Raw genomic sequence first — 22,032 nt, 5'->3', positions numbered from 1 at the left:
CGGAGAGCGGCGATCAGGAGCGGGCGAAGGTCTGCAACTGCGGCGCCTTGAACATCTGTAGTGCGAACTGAGCCGGCGACAGCGTCGGCAGCTCGTGAGCGGCGGCCAGCGCGGGCATCAGCGCGCCCTCGACGTCGAGCACGTCGTGAGAGGGTCGCAGGAACGCGCCGAAGCCGGGCGGGTCGGGGAACTCCTCGAGGTACTCGCCGACGACGCCGCTGAGCGCGCGCAGGTCGATGGTGCCGAGATCGCCGATACCGAAGTGGATGCCCTGCGGCGGTTCGGCGATGGTGAAGGTGTCGAGGGTGTCCGGGTAGAGCAGCATGAGCACGTTGCTGCCGAACGTCGCGCGGCGCAGTGGCTCCAGCACCTCCTCACCGCGGAAAGCGGTGTAGAGGGTGCGCGGCCAGTGCGGTACCAGCATCGAGCGGATCAGCACCCCGCAGACTGGTGGATCCGCCACCGCGGCGGCCAGCTCGTTGAGGTCCTCGTCGAGCGCGTGACCGACGCCGACGCTCAGCGCGCCGTCGACGGCGGCCCGCGCCCACCCCGGGTCGACGGAGAAGAACCGGATGCTTTCCGGTGGAAGCATTCTCGGGTCGGGGACGAGATGATCGAAGGGCACCATCTGCAAGGCGGCGAGCCGGTTCAGCCATTCCTGCACCGGATCCAGGTGCTCGCGGACGGCCGACCGCAGCACCGCCCTGGTGTGGGTGTCGGACACCGTGACGCGCAGCGCGTCCGCGGACAGCGCCGACAGCGCGCCGTGGCCCCGTACCCTCGCGGCGGCGGGACGGCGCGGCGCGGTCGCCAGCTCGGCCCCGCTGCGCGCCAGCGCCGACGGCAGTCGCGACTCGAGCAGGTGATCGAAGGCGGCGCGCACCCGGCTCTCGCGCAGCGCCGCCCCCGCCTCACGCACCGCGCGTCCCGCGATCAGCTCCGGATGCGCCGCCGCCCGGCGCGCGGCCCGCCTGGCCGCTGTGCGGAATTCCAGCAGCCGATTCCGGAACGGCGCGTCGGCCAAGGCCAACGTCCGGCCGAGGCTGAAGGCGCTGGCGTAGCCGGTGTCGAAGACACCGGACTGCGTCAGGTAGATCAGCGCCGCACCGCCGGAATCGAGCCGGGGTTCGCGCGGGGGAGGAAGCGGCTGCGCGGGCGTGGCGGTGAACGGTCCGCGATAGAAGGCGATGCTGCGTTCCCCTGATTCCAGGCGCTGCGGGAGCACCGTCGCGCCACCCTGAAACCGTTGCCGCGCATCGGTGTCCAGCTCACCGGGCGGCAACGCCAGGCACAGCTGAAGATCGGGATCGGCCGCCAGATTCGCGACCAGGTCACCGAACCCGATGCCGGTGTCGTCGAGGGTTTCGAACGTCCACGTGTGCAGCGACACCATCCGCACGCCCTCCGGCGGCGCCGCCGTGTCCCGCAGGTACGGTTCGAATCCTTCCACCGTGACCAGATGCGCCACGTGCCGTGCGGCGGTCGCGGCGGGAAAGCGATTGGCGACGACGACCGCGTTGCACTCGTCGAGATTCGGCTCCGGGTCGGCGCCGCGCACGTGGTCGGCGTCCGGCCGTCCACCCTCCCGCAGGTGGGCGAGCAGCGCCGCCTCCGCGAAGGTCGGGCGGAGCTTCGTGAACAGATCCGCCGGGATGTGGATACTGCGGCAGGCCGTCGCGGCTTCGCCGTCGAGCAGACTGTCGGTGTCGATGGCGGGCGGCGCACCCGGTCCGGCCTGCCCGCCGAGCAGTTGGGCGACCGTGGAGACGGTGACCTCACCGACAGCCTGGGGGTCGTCGGGCAGCTCGCCCTCCCGGAACACCAGCAGGAATATCCACGGGCTGCCGTCGTCCTCTCCCGCGGGCAGCATCGCCCACGGCAGGCCGGGGGTGTCGAGCGTGATGTGCGGCAGCAACTGGCTGTACTTCCCGACCCCGCCCGGCACCGGGTAGCAGGCCTGCACCTCGGAGTCGCCGAGCGCGAAACGCTGGGTGCGCACGTCGAATCGCTGATCGCGCGTCGGCAGTGCGGCGACGGTCTCGATCTGCTGCTCCACGGTGAGGGTGTAGCGGCCGGCGTAGAGCGACGGGATGCGGTGGTCGAGGAATCGTGTGCGGTGCGTGGTGGTCGGCATCTCGATCCCTTTCGCTCAGCCGACGAGCATCGGTTCGGCCGTGAAGGCCGTCTGGCAGGCCCGGGCGTACCCGGACAGGTCGCTGTCGACCTCGCCGAGGTCGAAGCCGAGCGCGGACAGCTGCCCGGCCAACCGGCGGCGGGCATCGGACTGCGCCGGGGCGGCGATCGTGCTCGCGATGGTGGAGATGACGTTTCCCGGCCGCTGTGGCACGGCCCCGACCGGGCCCGCCGCGGGGTCGAGTGGCTGACTGCCGTCGGGCGCGACGGTGTCGAAATCGAGCGCTTCCTCGTCGATGAATCCGGTCGACGTGCCGTATCGCGGTGCGGGCGAGGTGAATTGGACGCCGAGGAGCTGGTTCTTCACCAGGTGGTCGTCGCCGTCCGGCAGGTCGCCGGTGCGGCCGGAGCCCCACAGTTCGGCCGACACCGTCGCCATCCGGCGGGTGCGTGCCCACTGCCCGAGATCGAGGCCCGTCTCGCCTCGCCGCACCGTCACCCGCTGGGTGCTCGTCTCGCCGCGCCATGCGGTCGGCCGCAGGTCGACGGGACTGCCGTTCTCGACGGCGGTACTCGACGCGCCCAGGTACACCTCGGTGAGCGGCACGGTGGTGTCGGTGTCGAAGGTGAATCCGTTGGCCGACACCTCCCACGAGCCGTCGCCGCCGGTCTCGCGGTTCTTGTCCACGAGCAGCCCGGCCTGCGGCAGCACCCGGACGTTGTTACCCGCGGGCGGCAGCATGGCGGAGAATCCGGCCCAGTCCAGGTCGTTGCTCGCCCCGGCGCGCCTGTTGCCGAAATTGATGGTGAAGGAGATGAACCACAGCTTCACCTTGGCGCGGCCGCCGGTGGGCGGACCCCAGACCGTCAGGCCGACACCGACTTCCACGGTGATGGTGATCCGCACGAACACGATCTTCACCGAGGCGGAAACACCCATCGACACGCGCACGCCGACGTCGAAGTAGAAGGGGTTCCACTGGAGGAGGGCGTCCAACTTCGCGTCACACCAGGCGCGGACCGGGCCCGCGTGGAAACGCACGGCCAGCTGCCCGCCCGCCATCGCGGCGCCCGGGGTGAACGCCAGGTACGCCTTGCCGGAGATGGTGACCGCGCCGGTCAGGTCCCAGTCGAAACCGACTCGCGGCACCGACGGATACCGCTGCGGGGCAAGGTAATTCCGGTGGTAGCCACCCACCGTGTAGACGAAGTCGCCCGCGTGCGGGCTCGGCCCGAACCAGCTGCGGAACGCCAAGCCACCCTGCAGCCGGCAGTTCGGATCGAGGACGAACGAGTTCGGGGCGAGGGCCATGGCGAAGCCCATCTCGCCCTCTCCGGGTTTGAGCACCGCCTGCAGGTTCGCTGCGACGCGGGCCAGCTTGCGGCCGCCGCCCTGGGGGAACTCCGCGGCCGCGGTGCCGAGCAGGGCGACGGTGAACTCGTCACCGACCTGCACGATCGCCATCGCGCGGCCCGAGACGAATTCGGCGAGGGTGAAGCCGAGCCCGGCCGCCACCCAGAGTTCGTCCGCCCTGGGCGAGATCCACGGGTTGTCGCCACCGATGAGGCTGCGCAGCACCGAGACCGGCTTACCGGACCCCGCGCCGATCGAACCCGGATCGGCCAGCGCCTTCACGAACGGGAAGTTCGCGACCTGCGCGACGTCGGGTACGCGGATGCGGCTGTTCCAGCCGAACCCCACCGACACGCCGGTCAGCCGCAGCGCCGGGATGCCGATGCCGGGATCGCCGCCGATGCCGGCGTAGCCGAAGAAGGAGGGCCCGGCGGCGCCCGATTCCGGGACCACGTACGCGCCCATGCCGGTGCCGTAGATCCCCGACTTCCCGCCCTTGAACGAGAACATGAGCACGCCGCCGATGACCGTCCGGTAAGGCGATTCCGCCGGTGCCACGCCGAGTTCACCGACGATGCGCAGGGGTGCGTAGTCCAGGACGAGACTCGCGGCGGCGCCGTCCTCGCCGAGCGTCAGCCCGAACCGGCCGTTGCCCCGCTCGGCGGCGGATCTGGTACCCGCCAGCAGCGCGAAGCCGTCGCCGGTCGCCACCGCCCGCACCGGACGATACGGCGAACCTGTGCGCCGGATGTGGGTGGCGGCAGGGGGCATCGGTCGCCCGAGCCCGTCCCGCCGGGAGGGATCGGTCGACATCGCGGGACGCGGGGTCTCCAGCCGCACCAGGAAGTGGCGTGGCTGGGCGCCCGGTCGCGGCAGCAGCAACCATGCCCCGGGCGGTAGCTCGTCGGCGAACGGGTCCGGTAGCGAGGCACGCGACAGCGCATCGCTGTCCGCGGTTCCCAGCTCCGCCAGCCGGTCGGCGGGCAGTGGCCTGTCGGTGCAGATCACCCGCCAGCCATCGGCGGCCGCGGTGAATACGCGCTCGCCGTTCTCTCGCAGTACGACCGCCACGTCTGGGCCGGTCGCCCGCACTGTCGTGCCCGTGTGCTCGTCGAGGCGCAGGGTGAAGGCGTCGGATGTTCCGCACGGCAGGTCCGGTAGTTCGAACCCGGCGCATCGGGCCAACAGTTGCGCAGGCGCTCCGGTCCCGGGGAGTCGCACGTCGAGCGTGATATCCGCGCCGTCGCGCGCGCGGCTCAACCGGGCCGAAGCGGGCTGGTCGGTGTAGGAAACCCGGGTGATCGCGTCACCTGTTCCGATTCCCGCGGAGAATCGCAGAATGCCGTCGGGAAACAGTGCGCGCAATCCGTCGCCGAAACCGAAGGAATCGACCGGAATGTCGACCGATTCTCCGACCGATTCGTCGATGAGTTTATGGAGCCACTGGATTCGGACCGTCACGAAAACCCCTCCCTCTCCGACACCCCACCCGCGGCCCGAGTGGGTAGCTGGCGTCAAGTGTAGGGCGATGCACCTGTGGATATAGCAATTCCGCATTAATAGTTCACCGGGTGCTCGTACGCCGCAGGGCGCACCGAAGGGCCGGTATCCGCCTACCTCGGAATTCGGCGACCGGGTGCTTCCCCGAATCGCCTGTCACCGTCCGGTTCGGCGGAAATGCCGAAGCCAGCTGTACCGCAACAACTCTCGCGCGCACCGGTGCGGATCGCCGCACCGGTGCGCGAAAGCTGCTGCTGGTCACTCGAATTCGGTGCCACCGTCGCGCAGCAGATAGGCGTCGGAGACGATCTTGCCGATCGCGCGGCCGCCGAGGACGGCCGATAGCCGCTCGGTCGCGGGGCGCACCACCAGGCCCTCCCGGATGTTGGCGCCCGCACCACTGACGGTCTCGGTGCCCTCGGCCAGTGCCAGCAGCTCCGCCGCGTCGTAGGGGCCCTCGTAGAGGACCGGCACCCGCGGTACGGCGAGCCCGAGTTCGTCCAGCAGCGTGCCGATCTCGGCAGGGTCCAGCCAGCGGACCGGTTCGCCGGCCCGGGCGACCGCGATGTCGAACAGGCCGTAGCCCAGCGACGCGTCGTGCGCGGCCGAGGCGCCGTAGTGCAGGTCCTGCACGCCCGCGCCGTACACCTCGCCGAAGAGGCCGACCCGGTCGGCGTCGAGCGCGGTGGCCAGCTTCCGGGCGGCCTCGTCGAGTCCGTGCGCCCGGATCGCCCGCCAGTACAGGTTGCCCTCGGAAGCGGTCAGCGACAGCGACTTCCCGCCGACCCCCTTGGAGGACACCAGGATCCGGTCCTCGGCCCGCACGTGCGTGAGCAGGCACGCGGTGCCGTGGATCTTCTCCGTCGCCACCACAGGTTCCCCCGCGGTGAAGATGCCGGGGAACCGTTTGATGTTCTCGACATCGATCCACCGCAGCAGCTCCGGCGCCGCTTCGACCTGACCGGCCATCGAGACCGGCACCGGCGGCACCCATTTGGTGATCCCGAGCACCTCGGCGAAGTCCGTGCCCGCGTCGGCGGCCGCCGCCAGGTCGACACCGTCGAGCGCGCCGGGCAGGCACACGATGCCCTGCGACACCTCCCCGCGCAGCCGCACGGCCTTCACCCGATTGCGCTGGGAACCCGCCAGTTTCCCGGTCAGCCCGAGCTCGGCGATGAGCGGGTCGGGCAGGACGGCCTGCTCCGGAATGTAGATCGCGTGCGCGCCGGTCGCGAACTGGCCCTTGGCGACGACGGCCCGGTACAGGCCGACCTGGGCCAGCTCGAGCCGGTCGGCGTTCGGATGGGCGTGGACGACCAGTCGTTCGGCCGTCACCTGCAGTGTGGACATGGAAACCCCCTCGATGCGAGGTGGTCAGCGTACGAGCCGGCGCGCGCCGGAGTCGATCGAATTTCGCCGGGGGAGAACGTCAGTGGGTGTCGACGCGGTAGCCGTCGGGGGTGGCCACGACATCGGTGACCGGTCCGGTCGGACGGCCGCAGCGGCGCTCGCAGCCGGACCAGTGCTGGCGGCCCGCCACCGTGACGTCCTCGGCGGGGACCACGATCCGCGCGGGTTCCGGGGTGCCGGACCGGACGCGGTCGCTCTCGACGGCGGCCGCGAGATCGGCGCGCACGTCGGTGAGTGACTTCGCGCAGCCGGGGCGGCCCGCGCAGGCACTGGCCTGCAACCACGGGGACTGCGCGTCGAAGATCAGGCCCATCGGCGCGAGCACCCGGACGACCGTCTCGGCGGGTCCCTCATCGAGGTCGGTGATCACCAGGCTGCGCCACGGGGTCACGAAGACGGGGTGTTCGACGGCGGCGAGGAACTCCGCGGTCCGCGCGGGCAGCGTGCCGAGTGGCACCCCGGCGCCGAGGCTCACCAGGCCGTCGTCCTGGTCCAGCCAGCCGATCGGAAGATCGTGTGCCGCAACGAGTTCCAATGGCGCGCCGACGGGGGAGCGGTCCAGCGCCTCGATGACCCGCTCGGCGCCGCCGGGGATCTCGTGCAACCGCCACTGCCCGTCGTCGCCGGTGCCGCGCAGGTCGAGGAAGCCGCGCGCCGCGTCGAGCATCACCTCGACCGCCTCGCTCGCGCTGACCCGCAGCCCGGTGTCGGCGCCCGCGAGCACCACGGCGAACTCGTCGGCGGCGACGGCCTGGATACCGATGTCGCCGCGCAGGGTGCTCACGTCGCCGCGGCCGTCGTCCACGGTGAACAGCACCCGGCCGGGCAGATCCGCCAGCCGGGGATCGGCCCGCAGGCCCGCGTCGAGATCGGCGGCGAGCCCGTGCACGTCCGCCCAGCCGCCGACCCGGCCCGACAGCGGTGACGCCACGATATTGCGCACCCGCTCGTGGGTGCGGCTGGGCAGCAGACCCGCGGCGCCGAGCCGATCGGCGAGCGCGGCGGCGTCACGGACCTGCCGCAGCTGGATATTGCCGCGGGAGGTGAGTTCCAGGGCGCCGTTGCCCAGGTCGCGGGCCGCGTCGGCGAGGGCTTGCAGCTGCTGGGGCGCCAGCCGTCCGCCGGGGACGCGGATCCGCGCCAGCGGCCCGTCGGCGGCCTGGTGCAGGCGCAGGACACCGGGGCAGGAATCGGGGGTACTCCTGGTCATGATCCGTCCAGCCTACGACCGCCGACCGGCGCGCCGCCGTCAGGCGGTGCGGGTGGACGTCCCCTAGGGTGGGCGGGGAATCGTTCGCCGGTCGTTCGCCGACAGGAGAGGTCGCCGCATGTTGCGTGAATTCGTGGACAAGCGTGTCGTTCCCGCGCTCGACCGGGTCGCGCACGCGCAGACCGGCACGGTCGGCCGCTATGTCGACTGGCTCGAGCGCAGGCATCCGGAGGACGCGCCCGTGGAGACGTTGCGGCGGCTGTCGCGGCAGTACCTCGTGGTCGTCACCACCAGCGGTGTGCTGGTCGGCCTCACCGCCGCCGTGCCCGGGGTGGGCACCCTGCTGAGCCTGGCCGCGACCGGTGTCGACACCGCCGTGTTCCTGGAGGCGTCCTCGGTGCTGTCGGTCGGCGCGGCGGAGGCCTACGATCTCGATCCCGACGACCCGCGCCGCAGGTACCTGGTGTCGAAGGTCGTCCTCGGTGAGGCGGGCACGAAGGTGCTCGACGAGACCGCGGGGCACAAGACCGGCCAGTGGCTCGGGGTGGTCACCGACCACATTCCCGGCTTGGCGAGCATGCCCGACTCCCCGGCCAAACGCTTCATCGTCAACTACCTCGTGAAACGCACCCTGCTGCTGTTCGGCACCCTCGTCCCGGCCGGGATCGGCGCCGTCATCGGCGGGGTCGGCAACAACGCGCTCGGCCAGATGGTGGTCGCCAACGTCTACCGCAATCTCGGCACCGGTTCCCCGGAGATGGTCGCCGTGGGCACCACCCGCGACTGAGCGCTTGACCTTCGACCAGCTCGAACCCCGATGATGGCCGGGTGCCCGAACCCGACCTGCTCACCATCGGCGCCTTCGCCCGTGCCTGCGGCCTGAGCACCAGCGCCCTGCGTTTCTACGCCGACGCGGGTGTGCTCGTCCCCGCCGTGATCGACGAGTCCACCGGCTATCGCTACTACGCGCCCGGCCAGACCGGCCCGGCCCGGCTGATCCGCCGGCTGCGTGCCGCCGAGATGCCGCTGCCCGCGGTCGCCGCCGTCCTCGCCGAGCCCGATCCCGCCCGCGCCACCGAACTGGTCGACGACCACCTCGCCGAACTGCATCATCGGCTCCGGGCGGTCCACGCGGCCGCCGACGCGGCCCGGACAGCGGTGCGTGCCGAGGTGACCCCCGGCCCCGTCGACCGGACCGGACCCGGCTCACGCCGGGCGCCGATGGACGGTGGTGCGCTGGACGGTCAGGCGTCGGTGGACGATGGCGCACCGACGGATGGCCGCGCTCAGGCCTGCGGTCCGGCGCTGGCGGATGGCGCCGCGCTGGCGGATGGCGGCGCGCTGGCGGACGGCGGCGCGCTGGCGGATGGCGCCGCGCTGGCGGATGGCGGCGCGCTGGCGGACGGCGGCGCGCTGGCGGACGGCGCCGCGCTGGAGGGCGGCACCGCGCGGGTGACCGGCAGCGCACCGGCGGAGGGCACCGGCCCGGGGTCGTCCGCGGACGACGTCCTCCGGGTGCGTGGACCACTGCTCGCGGCCGCCATCGACCAGATCGCGACCGCGACGGTCATCGATCCGAACCTGCCCGTGCTCAACACCATTCACGTCGAAGCGACCGCCCAGGACCTGACTCTCACCGCCACCGACCGCTACCGCCTGGCCACCCGCACCCTGCGCCCGTCGCAGCCGTCCGCCACCGCGTGGTCGGTCACCGTCGACGCCGACGATCTCCGTGCCGCCACCTCCTGGCTGCGCCGAACGCACACCGTCACGATCAGCGTGGAAGCCGCCCACATCGTCCTCGCCGCCGACCCGGCTGGGCGCGCGGAAGCCCTCGATGCCCGAGCTCGCGGCGGCCACCATCGGCCGACGGAACCGGTTCGGCCGCGACCGTCGACCGGCGATCACCGGCCCGCGGAACGGGGAACCGCGGCCGACGAGCCCCGCGTGGGTGACGCAGTCGATGCGGCCGGTGCGGATCGGCGACGATGCCGCCGATCGGCCGAGGACTTCCCCGACTACCGGGGAATGCTGACGGCGCTGCCCGCTGTCACCACCCGGGTGGTGCTGGGCCGGGCAGCACTGCTGGACGCGCTCGAACGGACCGGCTCGTCCACGATCGCGCTGCACATCGCTCCGGGGGGTGAAGTACGAACCGCCGACGGCGACAACACTCGGAGCCTGCCCGCGACCGTCACCGGCCCGGGCATGACGATCCATTTCACGGTCACCACCCTGTACCCCGCCGTCACCGCAGCGGTCGGCCCCGACGTGATGCTCGATCTCGCCGCCCCCGACCTTCCCGCCCGAATCCGCTCCGCCGACGACGGCGACCTGCTGACCCTGGCTATGCCCTGCCGACCTGCCCCCGCCGACGTGCCCGTCCAATGACCGCCGACCTGCCCGTCCGGTAACCACTGCGGGGCCCACCCGACCGCCCTCGGCCCACCGGCCATGGCGATGTCGTCTCGGGCGCACGACGTCACGGCGAACTTGCGGCGGGCAGCCGACCTCCACCGCCACGGCGCCGCCACTGCCACTGCCACCGCTGCCACCGCTGCCGCTGGCACGGCCACCGCCACTGCCACCGCCATTGCCGCAGCACCGCCACAACCACCGCCACGGCCAACCCGCCGCCGGCCAACCGAACCGCCTACCACCACCGACGAGGAGACCTCCGATGACCACCACCGACCCCACCATGGCCCGAATCACCCAGGGCGTCAATGACTTCCGCGGCGGTGATCCCGAGGGTGGGCGCACCGCATTGCTCGACGTCTGGACCGACATCGGCCCCATGGGCGACCCCCTGCATCGCTGCACCCTCGCCCACTACCTCGCCGACACCTACGACGACCCGGCCGAAGCCCTCGTCTGGGATGTCCGTGCCCTCGACGCCGCCGACGCCCTCACCGACACCCGCCTGCGGGCCCACCACGCGGACCTGAACGTCGCCGGTTTCTACCCATCCCTGCACCTCAATCTCGCCGACAACTTCCGCCGCCTCGGCGCGTTCCCCGCCGCCACCCGCCACGTCGACGCCGCCCGCGAACGCCTGGCCACCCTCGGCGACGACGACTACGGCACCCTCATCCGCACCGCCGTCACCGAGGTCGCCGCCGCGATCGCCGCGCGCGACACCACCCGCCGTCCGAGCCACTGACAGCGATCGCTCCGCGCCGTCGGCACCCGCCGCGACCAGGAACCGGGCGCGCGTGCGCACCGGGCGACCGATCGCGTCACGCCTGATCAAGATCACTACTCGCCGGTGCGGGCACCCTCCCGGGGGTTGCCCGCACGGTCGCGTGGTGATCCGCCGAGCGCGGGCTGGAAAGTTGCGGTCGACGGGCGGCCAGTACGATCGGGATGCTCGGCGGGCGTCGAGGAAACCGGTGGAAATCCGGTGCGGTCGCGCCACTGTGAACAGCCAGACCCTCTCCGGCGAGCACGACAACCGATCCCGATGGGCGCGTCACCCGAGGAAGGCCTCACCCTGTGATCCTGCTGCTGTCCACCTCCGACACCGATCTGCTCAGCGCCCGCGCGAGCGGCGCCGACTACCGGTGGGGCAATCCCGCGCGGTTGCTGGTGGATGACCTGCCGGGGTTGCTCGACGGCGCCGACCTGGTGATCGTGCGCATCCTCGGCGGCAAGCGCGCCTGGGAGGACGGCCTCGAGGCCGTCCGGGCGAGCGGGGTGCCGATGGTCGCCCTCGGCGGCGAGATCGCCCCGGACGCCGAACTCATGGAGTGCTCGACGGTCCCGGTGGGCGTCGCGGCCGACGCGCACAACTACCTCGCCGCAGGCGGCGCGGACAACCTGCGCGAACTGCACAACTTCCTCTCCGACACGGTCCTGCTGACCGGCCACGGCTTCGAGCCGCCGGTGGAACTGCCCACCTGGGGCGAACTCGACCGCGCCGCCCGCATTCTCGAACCGCACGCCCCGACCGTCGCGGTCGTCTACTACCGCGCCCAGCATCTGGCGGGCAACACCGGCTACATCGACGCGCTGTGCACCGCGATCGAGTCCAAGGGCGCCCGCGCGCTGCCGGTCTACTGCGCCTCGCTGCGCACCGCCGAGCCGGAACTGCTCGCCCTGCTCGGCCGCGCCGACGCGCTCGTGGTGACGGTGCTCGCGGCCGGTGGCAGCAAGCCCGCCACCGCCTCGGCCGGTGGCGACGACGAGGCCTGGGACGTGGCCGCGCTGGCCGCCCTCGACGTGCCGATCCTGCAGGGCCTGTGCCTGACCAGCGGCCGCGCCCAGTGGGAGGACAACGACGACGGCCTCTCGCCGCTCGACGTCGCCACTCAGGTCGCGGTGCCCGAGTTCGACGGCCGCATCATCACGGTGCCGTTCTCGTTCAAGGAGTTCGACGACGACGGCCTGTCCACCTACGTGCCCGATCCCGAGCGCGCCGCCCGCGTCGCCGGGATCGCCGTGCGCCACGCTCGCCTGCGGCACATCCCGGCCGCCGACAAGCGGATCGCGATCATGCTCTCGGCCTACCCGACCAAGCACGCCCGCATCGGCAACGCCGTCGGCCTCGACACCCCCGCCAGCGCGATCCGCCTGCTCACCGAATTGCGCACCGCCGGTTACGACCTCGGCGAACCCGGCGAGATCCCCGGCCTCGACGAGCGGGACGGCGACGCGCTCATCCACGCGCTGATCGCCGCGGGCGGACAGGACCCGGACTGGCTGTCCGCCGAACAGCTCGAGGGCAACCCGATCCGGATCGGCGCCGCCACCTACACCCGCTGGTTCGAGTCCCTGCCCGCCGACCTGCGCGAGGCCGTGGTCGAGGCGTGGGGCCCGCCGCCGGGGGAGCTCTATGTCGACCGGTCCGCCGACCCGCAGGGCGAGATCGTCATCGCCGCACTGCGTTTCGGCAATGTGGTGCTGATGGTGCAGCCGCCCCGCGGCTTCGGTGAGAACCCCGTCGCCATCTACCACGACCCGGACCTGCCGCCGAGCCACCACTACCTGGCCGCCTACCGCTGGCTGTCCGCGCCCGACGGTTTCGGCGCCGACGCGATGGTGCACCTGGGCAAGCACGGCAACCTGGAGTGGCTGCCCGGCAAGACCCTCGGCATGTCGGCCTCCTGTGGCACCGACGCCGCGCTCGGCGACCTGCCGCTGATCTACCCGTTCCTGGTCAACGACCCGGGCGAGGGCACCCAGGCCAAGCGCCGCGCGCACGCCACCCTCGTCGACCACCTGATCCCGCCGATGGCGCGCGCCGAGACCTACGGCGACATCTCCCGGCTCGAGCAGCTGCTCGACGAGCACGCCAACATCTCCGCCCTTGACCCGGCCAAGCTGCCCGCCATCCGCCAGCAGATCTGGACGCTGATGCGCGCCGCCAAGATGGACCACGACCTCGGCCTGGCCGAACGGCCCGAGGAAGACGTCTTCGACGACATGCTGCTGCACGTCGACGGCTGGCTGTGCGAGATCAAGGACGTGCAGATCCGCGACGGCCTGCACATCCTCGGCCAGGCGCCCGAGGGCGAGATGGAACTCGACCTGGTGCTGGCCATGCTGCGCGCCCGCCAGCTGTGGGGCGGCGAGCAGAACGTGCCCGGCCTGCGCGAGGCACTGGGACTCAGCGAAGCCGGTGACGAAGCCCGCGAGCGGGTGGACATGGTCGAGGGCCGCGCCCGCGAACTGCTGGCGGCATTGCAGGCGACGGACTGGGCCGTCGACACGGTCGAGCCGCTGGTCGCCGACTTCGAAACCGCTATCCTCGACGGGCACCGCGCCGCACCGGGTGACGGAAACCGCGATGCCGAGCGGCTGGACAAGGTCGCCACCATCCTGCGGTTCGCCGCGACCGAGGTCGTGCCCCGCCTGCGCGAGACCGGCATCGAGATCGCCCGCGTCCTGCACGCGCTCAACGGCGGTTTCATCCCGGCGGGCCCCAGCGGTTCCCCGCTGCGCGGCCTGATCAACGTGCTGCCCACCGGCCGCAACTTCTACTCCGTCGACCCCAAGGCCGTCCCGTCGCGACTGGCGTGGGAGACCGGCCAGGCCATGGCGGAATCCCTGCTGGCGCGCTACCTGGCCGACCACGGCGAATACCCGAAGTCGGTGGGCCTGTCGGTATGGGGCACCTCGGCCATGCGGACCTCCGGTGACGACATCGCCGAGGTCTTCGCGCTGCTGGGTGTGCGGCCGGTCTGGGACGAGGCCAGCCGCCGCGTCACCGCCCTGGCGGTGATCCCCCTCGACGAGCTCGCCCGTCCGCGCGTCGACGTCACCGTCCGCATCTCCGGGTTCTTCCGCGACGCCTTCCCGCACGTGCTCGCCCTGCTCGACGACGCGGTCCGCCTGGTCGCCGACCTCGACGAGCCCGCCGAGTCGAATTACGTGCGCGCGCACGCCCAGTCGGACCTGGCCGCGCACGGCGACAGCCGCCGGGCGACCACCCGCATCTTCGGTTCCAAGCCCGGCACCTACGGCGCGGGCCTGCTCCAGCTCATCGACTCCAAGAGCTGGCGGACCGACGACGACCTCGCGCAGGTGTACACCGCCTGGGGTGGCTACGCCTACGGTCGCGACCTCGACGGCGCCCCCGCCGCCGACGACATGCGCACCGCCTACCGGCGGATCGCGGTGGCGGCCAAGAACACCGACACCCGCGAGCACGACATCGCCGACTCCGACGACTACTTCCAGTACCACGGCGGCATGGTCGCCACCGTGCGCGCGCTGACCGGCAAGAACCCCGAGGCCTACATCGGCGACTCCACCCGCCCCGACGCCGTGCGCACCCGCACGCTCTCGGAGGAGACCGCCCGCGTCTTCCGCGCCCGCGTGGTGAACCCGCGCTGGCTCGAGGCGATGCGCCGCCACGGCTACAAGGGCGCCTTCGAGATGGCCGCCACCGTCGACTACCTGTTCGGCTACGACGCCACCACCAATGTCGTCGCCGACTGGATGTACGAGAAGCTGTCCGAGAGCTACGTCTTCGACGACGTGAACCGCAAGTTCATGGAGCAGTCCAACCCGTGGGCGCTGCACGGCATCGCCGAACGCCTGCTCGAGGCCGCCGAGCGCAAGCTGTGGGAGCACCCGGAGCCCGAGACGCTGGACAAGCTGCGCCAGGTCTACCTCGAGACCGAGGGCGAGCTGGAGTGAGCACCGAGCAGTCCGCCGCCTATTTCCGCCGCGACGGCGAGGTGTACACGCCGACGTCGTGGGGCCGGAGCCTGTGGGCCGAGGGGCTCCTGTCCGGCCCGCCGGTGTGCGGACTGCTCGCTCGCGAGATCGAAAACCGGTACCGCACCGAGGAATTCGTGCCCGCCCGGTTCACCGTCGACCTGCACCAGCCGGTGCCTGCGGTCGCGCTGACCGTCGACAGCGAGACGACCCGCGACGGCAACCGGGTGCGCGCGGCACAGGCGGTGCTGCGCGCCGACGGCGTGGTGGTCGCGCGGGCCTCGGCGGTGCTGCTGAAGCGCTCGGCGCAGCCGCCGGGCGAGGTGTGGCGCGAGGTGCGGCGGCCACCGCTGCCGCCGGCGGAACTGCTGGCCGCGGTCGCGCCGACCGTGCACCTGTTCGACAGCGACGGGTCCGGCGACGGCTGGTCGGTCGAGATCTCCCAGCACGAGAACGACACCCGCAAGCGCAAGTGGGTGCGCGGCATCCCGGTGGTCGCCGGGGAGCCCGGGTCGCCGTTCGTCTTCGCCGCCATGGCGGGCGAGCAGGCCAGCCTGGTGACCAACTGGGGCACCGAGGGCATCGGCTTCATCAACACCGACGTCTCGATCACGTTCTCGCGGATGCCGATCGGCCCGGAGATGGGCATCGAGGCGGGCAACCACCTCAGCCACGACGGCATCGCCGCCGGCTCGGCCGCGCTCTACGACGCGGACGGTGAATTCGCGGTGTGCACGGTGTCGGCCGTCGCCAACGAGCGCAGGCAGATCAGCGGTGCGGCCATCGACGCCTACATTCCGCAGCGCGGTGGCAGGCAGCACGCCTGAGCTGCCGGACTTGCCGGAAAACTAGAACGCGTTCTACTCTGATCGTGGTGCGTGGGCGCACCACGGCACCCCGGTGCCGACCGCAGGGCAGAAGAGAGTCGCAATGAGCACTTCTCCGGCGTACTTCACGCAGGACGACGGCGTTTTCCAGCCCACCCGCTTCTCCATGAGCCTGTGGGCGCCGAGCACGCTGTCCGGGCCACCGGTGTGCGGGCTGATCGCCCGCGAGGTCGAGGCGCGATACTGCGGCGACGGGTTCGCGCCCGCCCGGCTGACCGTCGACCTGCACCGGGCGGTGCCCGCGGTGCCGCTGACCGTGCACAGCGAGCTGGTCCGCGACGGCAAGCGGGTCCGCGCGGTGGCGATCGTGCTGCGCTCCGATGGTGAGCCGGTGGCGCGGGGCAGTGCGCTGCTGCTGAAGCGGTCGACCCAGCCGCCGGGGGAGGTGTGGCGGCCCGAGCGGGAACGGCCGCTGCCGCCGCGCGACGCGCTGGCCACCGTCGACGAGGCCATGCACCTGTTCGGCAGCGACGGCAACGGGTGGTCGGTGAAGATGACCGAGCACCAGAACGACGCCAGGAAGCGCAAGTGGGTGCGCAATATCCCGGTGGTCGCCGGCGAGGAGTCCTCCCCGTTCTGTTTCGCCGCCATGGCCGGGGAGCAGACCAGCCTGGTCACCAACTGGGGCACCGAGGGCATCGGCTTCATCAACACCGACGTCTCGATCACGTTCTCGCGCCTGCCGATCGGGCTCGAGATGGGCATCGAGGCGGAGTCGCATCTCAGCGACGACGGCATCGCCGCGGGCGCCGCGGTCCTCTACGACGCCGAGGGCGCGTTCGGGATCTGCACCACCACGGCACTGGCCAACGAGCACCGGCAGATCCACGGCTCGGTCATCGACACCCTGTCCGAGGAGTTCGCGCTGACGCAGGTCACGCCGGATCGAGGCCGCTGAACGCCAGCCCCACGGTGGTCGCGCACAGCACGAACCCGGCCGCGGTGGTGGTCAGCAGGTAGCCGAGCGCGATGAGCCGGGCCGGCGGCAGCAGTGCCAGCAGCAGTGCCGGGGTCAGCAGTGCCGCCAGGGTGAGCGCCCAGCTGAGCCAGTACGAGGTCTGGATGGGCTCGATCTCGGCGAACGCGATCGTCCGCGGCACGGGCACCTGCCACGCGTCCTGCACCGCGAACGTCGCGGGGACCAGCACGAACACGGCGACGAACAGTCCCGCCGCGATTCCCCATCCCGCCCGCCATCTGACCTGCCCCGGCACCGCTGCACTCACCCGCCCACACACCTTCCCTGCCACCCGGTCCACCCACTGCGCCGTGCCCCATGCTGCCTCGAGTGGTCCCCGCCCGCGCGCAACCACGCGCCGTGTCCTCGGCCCCGATCAGCCGCGCCGTGGCCCGGACCAGGCTGTTTCCCACGGGCGACGGCCGGCGCGCGCGCTCGCCTAGGTGCCGGTCTGCTCGGCGAAATGGAACTCGATCGACACCGTGTCGGTCGGAATCCCCTGTGCGCGAAGACTGTCCAGGATCTGCTGGGTGAACCGCCGTGCCGGTCGGTAATGCGTGCTGTGATCGGACACCAGGATGATCCGGCCCCGGCGGGCCACCAGCTCGCCCGCGGCGGCGACCGGGCCGCCGGCCAGGAAGCTCGAATGGTGGAACCGGCCGAGCAGGTGCCGGGGCGAGCTGTAGACGACCCCGTCGGCGTCCATGACGAAGATCGCGCGTCCACCGCCCGGCGACCACAGTGTGCTGGCCTCGGTCGTGTCGAACAGGGCACCGTCGACGGTGTAGAGCAGACCGCCGCGCGCGTGCAGCGCGAAGCGCGCGCGATCGGCCGGGCCCAGATAGGCGACGTGGCTTCCGCGCCAGACGTGGTTGCCCGCCACGTGCTCGCCGGTGAACTCCGGGCGCAGCGGGGTCGTCGCGAACGTCGGCCCGGCCGCGGCGCCGCGCCGGAACAGGCCACGGAGCCGATCGAGCGCGCTCACGCCGGAACCAGCGTCACGATCAGCTCGTCGGCGATCGACTCCGCCTTCACCATGCCCTCGCCGAGATACAGCGTGGCGGCGCGCGGCCTGCCGTCGGGCAGCGGCACGACCGAGACCGCGTCCACCCGCCGACCGGCGAGCGCGTCGTAGGGCGGTTCGTCCGTGACGTCGAACGCGGTGTACTTGCCCGAGGCGGCGACGTATTCGATGTTCACCGGGTCGACCAGCGGTTCGAACGGATCCCGCCACGGCGCGGCGCCGATCCGCAGCTCCGCGCCGTCGACCCCGGCGTCGAGGAGCAGGGTCGCGCCGTCGTGGAAGGTGAACTCGATCGGCCCCTCGGTGCGGTCGATGTCGTCGCCGAGGACGTAGAACATCCGGCGGACGGCGATGATCGTCCCGTCGACCGCGGCATTGAGCGCGGCGCGGCCGGATTCGTCGATGTCGGACACAGGCTTCCTCCCCGGGCGGATGAGCCATCATGTCGCCGCACCGGCGCGCCACGCAACTCCGCCTCGGCGTGTTCACCGCCGCGACCCGGCCGCCGGCCGCGCGCCCCGCCGCTCGTACAGTGGATTCATGGTGGATCCCACCCCGGACGACACCGCGGCGGCGGTGGAGCGCGCGGCCGAACTGCTGGCCGGGCGCCGTGTCGTGGTGATCTCCGGCGCCGGGCTGAGCACCGACAGCGGCATCCCCGACTACCGCGGCCCCGATTCCCCGCCGCGCACCCCGATGACCTATCAGCAGTTCGTGGGTGACGCCGAGTTCCGGCAGCGCTACTGGGCCCGCAACCACCTCGGCTGGCGGCGGATGGACGCGGCCCGGCCGAACCAGGGCCACCGGGCCGTCGCCGCGCTGGAACGCGCCGGCGTGGTCTCCGGCGTCATCACCCAGAACGTGGACCTGCTGCACACCAAGGCCGGGGCGCGGCGGGTGATCGACCTGCACGGCACCTACGCCAGGGTCTGCTGCCTGCGCTGCACCGCGATGATCTCCCGCATGACGCTGGCCGAACGGCTCGAGGCCGCCAATCCCGGTTTCGCGGAGGATGTTTCGGCGACAGGCATCGAAGTGGCCCCCGACGCGGACGCGGTGGTCACCGACACCGACCGCTTCCGGATGCTCGACTGCGCGCGCTGTGGCGGCCTGCTCAAGCCCGACATCGTCTACTTCGGGGAAACCGTGCCCGCCGAGCGGGTGGCCGCGGCCTACGCCCTGATCGACGAGGCGGGGGCGGTGCTCGTCGCCGGATCGTCGCTGACGGTGATGTCGGGGCTGCGCTTCGTGCGCCGGGCGGCGAAAAACGGTGTGCCGGTGGTGATCGTCAATCGGGGTGCCACCCGCGGCGACGAGCTGGCCGCCGTGCGCATCCACGCGGGCTGCTCGGAGACTTTGCGCGCCTTGGCCGAACGGCTCACCGTGCCCGCGAGCCGATGAGCGATTCCGTCGAGGACGCGATCGCCACCTTCTTCGCGGGCAAACCGCATTCCCACGAGATCTTCACGGTGCTGCGGGAATTGATCGCGGCCAACGGTCCCGCGGAACTGTCGGTGGCTTCGCAGATCGGGTTCGGGGTCGCGCGCAAGTTCGCGTGGGTATCGCTCTACAACGTCACCGGGCGGAATCCGGAAGGCACCGTGCAAATCATGCTCGCGATCGATGCCGAAATCGCGGGTCCACCGGTGTATCGGGTGAATCAGGTCGGCCGGGCGCGGTGGAATCACCTGGTCGTCGTGCATTCCCTGGCCGAAGCGCGGGCCCGGGAACTGCGAGTTCTGATCGCCGCGGCCTATCGTTTCGGTGTGAAATGATCGGTCACTTGATCCCTCGTTGACGGCGGCGGATTCGACGTGGGTAAGCTCTGCCCACCAGTGCATGAAGAGTTCCACCCGCGGCGCAAAGTTTTCCTCGCAGCGGGGTTGTCGGCCCTCGTGTGGGCCGCATGATCGACCCCCAACTTGCCAGCCGATCAGAACCAGGGCTTTTCCATGACCGATACCGTCGTTGCCGAACCACGCCTCACGCATCGCCAGACGCTCACGATTCTGTCCGGCCTGCTACTCGGGGTGTTCCTCGCCGCGCTCGACCAGAACATCGTCAGCGTCGCGATCGTCCGGATCGCGAACAGCCTCGACGGATTCGACGAACAGGCCTGGGCGACAACGGCTTATCTGATCACCGCCACGGTCACCACCCCGCTCTACGGCAAACTCGCCGACATCTACGGCCGCAAACCGTTCTATCTGCTGGCGATCGCGCTGTTCGTGCTCGGCTCGGCCGCCTGCTGCTTCGCGACCACCATGTATCAGCTGGCGGCCTGCCGCGCCTTCCAGGGGCTGGGCGCAGGCGGGCTCATGTCGCTGGCGTTCACCATCGTCGGCGATATCGTGCCCGCCCGGGAACGGGTCCGCTACCAGGGCTATTTCCTCATGGTGTTCGGCATCGCGACGGTGCTCGGGCCGGTGGTCGGCGGGTTCCTGTCCGACTACGAGAGTCTCGGCGGGATCGAGGGCTGGCGCTGGGTGTTCCTGGTGAACGTGCCGGTCGGGGTCCTGGCGTTCGTCGTGGTCGCCAAGGTGCTGAACGTGCGGCACGTCCGCCGGCCCAGCCGGATCGACTGGTTCGGCGCGCTCACCCTCGTCGTCGGGGTGGTGCCGTTGCTGATCGTGGCCGAACAGGGCCGGATGTGGGGCTGGACTTCGCCGAAGTCGTTGCTGTGCTACGGAATCTGCGCGGGCGGGCTGCTGCTGTTCCTGATCGTCGAGTTCGTCATGAAGGACGCGGCGCTGATCCCGCTGCGCCTGTTCCGCAGCCGGACGTTCAGCATCGCCATCCTCGGCGGGTTCCTCGTCGGCGTCGCGATGTTCGGCGCGATCACGATGGTGCCGCAGTATCTGCAGGTGGTCCGTGGTTTCTCGCCCACCGAGGCGGGTCTGCTGATGCTGCCGCTGGTGCTGGGGATCATGGTCGGCGCCCAGCTGTCCGGGCTGATCACCAAGGCCACCGGGCGCTACAAGGTGCTGCCGGTGCTCGGGGCGCTGATCCTGGCGATCGGCTGCGCCCTGTTCGCCCGGGTCGGCTACGACGGGCCGCTGTGGCAGCCCCTGGCCTACAGCGCGATCATGGGATTCGGCCTCGGCGGCTGCATGCAGACGCTGATCATCGCCGCGCAGAACGCGGTGGCGCGCACCGAGATGGGCGTGTCGACGGCGGCGGCCACCTTCTTCCGGCAGCTCGGCGGCACGCTGGGTGTCGCGGTCTTCCTGACCGTGCTGTTCGACCGGCTGCCCGGCTCGATCCTGTCGGCCTTCGGCGGCAGCCTGCCGCCGGGCCTCGACGCCGCCGGTCTCGACGCCCTGCAACGCGACACCTCCGGGATCGCGGGGCTGCCCGACGCGCTGCGGGTGCCGATCCTCACCGGATTCACCGACGCCATGCAGGGGGTGTTCCTGCTCGCCGCCGATCTGGCGGTGGTGGCCTGCCTGGTGCTGGTGTTCATGAAAGAGATTCCGCTGCGCGAGGATCCGGTGCCCGAGGAGGGTTCCGACGGCACCCTGCTGCGGGATGTGAGCCTGCACGACGCGCACGAGATGGTCGATTCGCTGCGGCCCGCCGCGACCGGTCGGGTCATCGCGGGACTGTTGCGCCGCGACGACTCCCGTCCGGTGCCCTCGGCCACGCTCACGCTCATCGACCAGCACGGGCACCAGGTGGCGCGCGGCAACGGCGACGCCGACGGCGCCTACGTCATCGAAGCGCCCCAGCCCGGCAACTACGTCCTGATCGCCGCCGCGGCGGGTCATCAGCCCGAGGCGGTGAGCGTGTCGATGGGGGAGCGGGCCCTGCACGTCGACCTGATGCTCGTCGGCGCGGGCGAACTCACCGGCATCGTGCGCTCGGCCCGGCGCGGCGAACCACTGCTCGGTGCGACCGTGACGCTCACCGATCCCGAGGGTGACGTCGTCGGCGCCGCGATCACCGGCGAGGACGGCGCGTACGTGTGCCGTGACGTCGTCAGCGGCACCTACACGCTGGTCGCGGTCGCCGACCACATGCGCCCGTCGGCGGTCGCGCTGACCGTCCCCGAGACGGGCTCGCTGCACCACGACATCGACCTGGAGCCGATGGCCATCCTGGTCGGCTCGGCCTGGGTGGACGGCGACCGCCCGGTCGCCGACGTGCAGATCACCGTCCTGGACGCCGGCGGCGACCCGGCCGCGACCACCCGCACCGACGAGAAGGGCCAGTACCTGGTCCCCGACCTGCCCGAAGGCGAGTACACCGTCGTCGCCCGCGGCTACCCCCCGGTCGCCAGCCAGGTCTCGGTGACCCGCGGCGAGATCACCCACGACGTCACCCTGGGCTACGACACCGAGGAGTCCCTCCACCAGCGCTGACCGGCCACGCCTCATGTTTCTGATGATATCG

At 71.6% G+C, this 22,032-nt stretch carries 16 protein-coding genes; 9 read left to right on the top strand and 7 right to left on the bottom strand.

The features are described from left to right. Positions 1-13: 13 nt before the first annotated feature. The 4 genes from AB0L91_RS23085 to cobG all read right to left on the bottom strand — a co-directional run bounded on the left by AB0L91_RS23085 (position 14) and on the right by cobG (position 7,607). The gene (locus AB0L91_RS23085; protein ID WP_365013065.1) at positions 14-2,134 is read right to left on the bottom strand and encodes a hypothetical protein; all 2,121 of its coding nucleotides are present in this window, start codon (positions 2,132-2,134) and stop codon (positions 14-16) included. A gap of 15 nt (positions 2,135-2,149) precedes the next feature. Further along, positions 2,150-4,948, bottom strand: coding sequence for a DUF6603 domain-containing protein (locus tag AB0L91_RS23080; RefSeq protein WP_365013063.1), 2,799 nt, complete (start codon positions 4,946-4,948; stop codon positions 2,150-2,152). 297 nt (positions 4,949-5,245) lie between these two features. Further along, positions 5,246-6,337 (bottom strand): RNA ligase (ATP), encoded by a 1,092-nt coding sequence (locus AB0L91_RS23075; protein WP_365013060.1) that lies wholly within the window; start codon positions 6,335-6,337, stop codon positions 5,246-5,248. 79 nt (positions 6,338-6,416) lie between these two features. Next, a complete protein-coding gene (gene cobG, locus AB0L91_RS23070; RefSeq protein ID WP_365013057.1) occupies positions 6,417-7,607 on the bottom strand; it encodes a precorrin-3B synthase in 1,191 nt (396 codons plus the stop codon). Positions 7,608-7,725: 118 nt separating this feature from the next. On the opposite strand from cobG, the gene AB0L91_RS23065 reads away from it, so the two are divergent. From AB0L91_RS23065 to AB0L91_RS23040, 6 genes are all read left to right on the top strand, one after another. Then, positions 7,726-8,394: a hypothetical protein gene (locus AB0L91_RS23065; RefSeq protein WP_365013056.1), complete on the top strand. Its 669-nt coding sequence runs from the start codon at positions 7,726-7,728 to the stop codon at positions 8,392-8,394. A 41-nt stretch (positions 8,395-8,435) separates the two neighbouring features. Further along, entirely contained in the window at positions 8,436-9,998 is a 1,563-nt protein-coding gene (locus AB0L91_RS23060; protein ID WP_365013054.1) for a MerR family transcriptional regulator, read from the top strand. A gap of 289 nt (positions 9,999-10,287) precedes the next feature. Continuing rightward, the gene (locus AB0L91_RS23055) at positions 10,288-10,770 is read left to right on the top strand and encodes a hypothetical protein (RefSeq protein WP_357345636.1); all 483 of its coding nucleotides are present in this window, start codon (positions 10,288-10,290) and stop codon (positions 10,768-10,770) included. Positions 10,771-11,102: 332 nt separating this feature from the next. After that, a complete protein-coding gene (gene cobN, locus AB0L91_RS23050; protein ID WP_365013051.1) occupies positions 11,103-14,750 on the top strand; it encodes a cobaltochelatase subunit CobN in 3,648 nt (1,215 codons plus the stop codon). Beyond that, a complete protein-coding gene (locus tag AB0L91_RS23045) occupies positions 14,747-15,598 on the top strand; it encodes an acyl-CoA thioesterase domain-containing protein (RefSeq protein ID WP_365013050.1) in 852 nt (283 codons plus the stop codon). Before cobN ends, AB0L91_RS23045 begins: the two co-directional genes overlap by 4 nt. 103 nt (positions 15,599-15,701) lie before the next feature. Then, positions 15,702-16,556 carry an acyl-CoA thioesterase domain-containing protein gene (locus AB0L91_RS23040; protein WP_365013047.1) on the top strand — a complete coding sequence of 285 codons (855 nt, stop codon included), beginning with the start codon at positions 15,702-15,704 and terminating at the stop codon, positions 16,554-16,556. On the opposite strand, the gene AB0L91_RS23035 is transcribed toward AB0L91_RS23040, so the two are convergent. The 3 genes from AB0L91_RS23035 to AB0L91_RS23025 all read right to left on the bottom strand — a co-directional run bounded on the left by AB0L91_RS23035 (position 16,534) and on the right by AB0L91_RS23025 (position 18,053). Further along, a complete protein-coding gene (locus AB0L91_RS23035) occupies positions 16,534-16,884 on the bottom strand; it encodes a hypothetical protein (RefSeq protein WP_365013044.1) in 351 nt (116 codons plus the stop codon). The genes AB0L91_RS23040 and AB0L91_RS23035 overlap by 23 nt on opposite strands. 171 nt (positions 16,885-17,055) lie before the next feature. Continuing rightward, complete coding sequence (locus AB0L91_RS23030; RefSeq protein WP_365013043.1) at positions 17,056-17,601, bottom strand: hypothetical protein; 546 nt, start codon at positions 17,599-17,601, stop codon at positions 17,056-17,058. After that, positions 17,598-18,053: a hypothetical protein gene (locus AB0L91_RS23025; protein WP_357345645.1), complete on the bottom strand. Its 456-nt coding sequence runs from the start codon at positions 18,051-18,053 to the stop codon at positions 17,598-17,600. Before AB0L91_RS23025 ends, AB0L91_RS23030 begins: the two co-directional genes overlap by 4 nt. Positions 18,054-18,180: 127 nt before the next feature. Here AB0L91_RS23025 and AB0L91_RS23020 point away from each other — a divergent pair, with 127 nt between their 5' ends. The 3 genes from AB0L91_RS23020 (at position 18,181) to AB0L91_RS23010 (ending at position 22,001) form a co-directional block, all read left to right on the top strand. Next, positions 18,181-19,041, top strand: a complete 861-nt coding sequence (locus AB0L91_RS23020) for an NAD-dependent protein deacetylase (protein ID WP_365013038.1) — start codon at positions 18,181-18,183, stop codon at positions 19,039-19,041. Further along, entirely contained in the window at positions 19,038-19,415 is a 378-nt protein-coding gene (locus AB0L91_RS23015) for a DUF5655 domain-containing protein (protein WP_365013036.1), read from the top strand. The genes AB0L91_RS23020 and AB0L91_RS23015 overlap by 4 nt, the downstream gene beginning before the upstream one ends. 177 nt (positions 19,416-19,592) lie before the next feature. Beyond that, complete coding sequence (locus AB0L91_RS23010; RefSeq protein ID WP_365013034.1) at positions 19,593-22,001, top strand: MFS transporter; 2,409 nt, start codon at positions 19,593-19,595, stop codon at positions 21,999-22,001. Positions 22,002-22,032 lie beyond the last annotated feature (31 nt).

Source organism: Nocardia sp. NPDC051833 (assembly GCF_040681225.1).
In the GTDB taxonomy this organism is placed as follows: Bacteria; Actinomycetota; Actinomycetes; order Mycobacteriales; family Mycobacteriaceae; genus Nocardia.
Note: the sequence above shows the minus strand (reverse complement) of the source record. Positions and strands in the feature narration are given on the sequence as shown.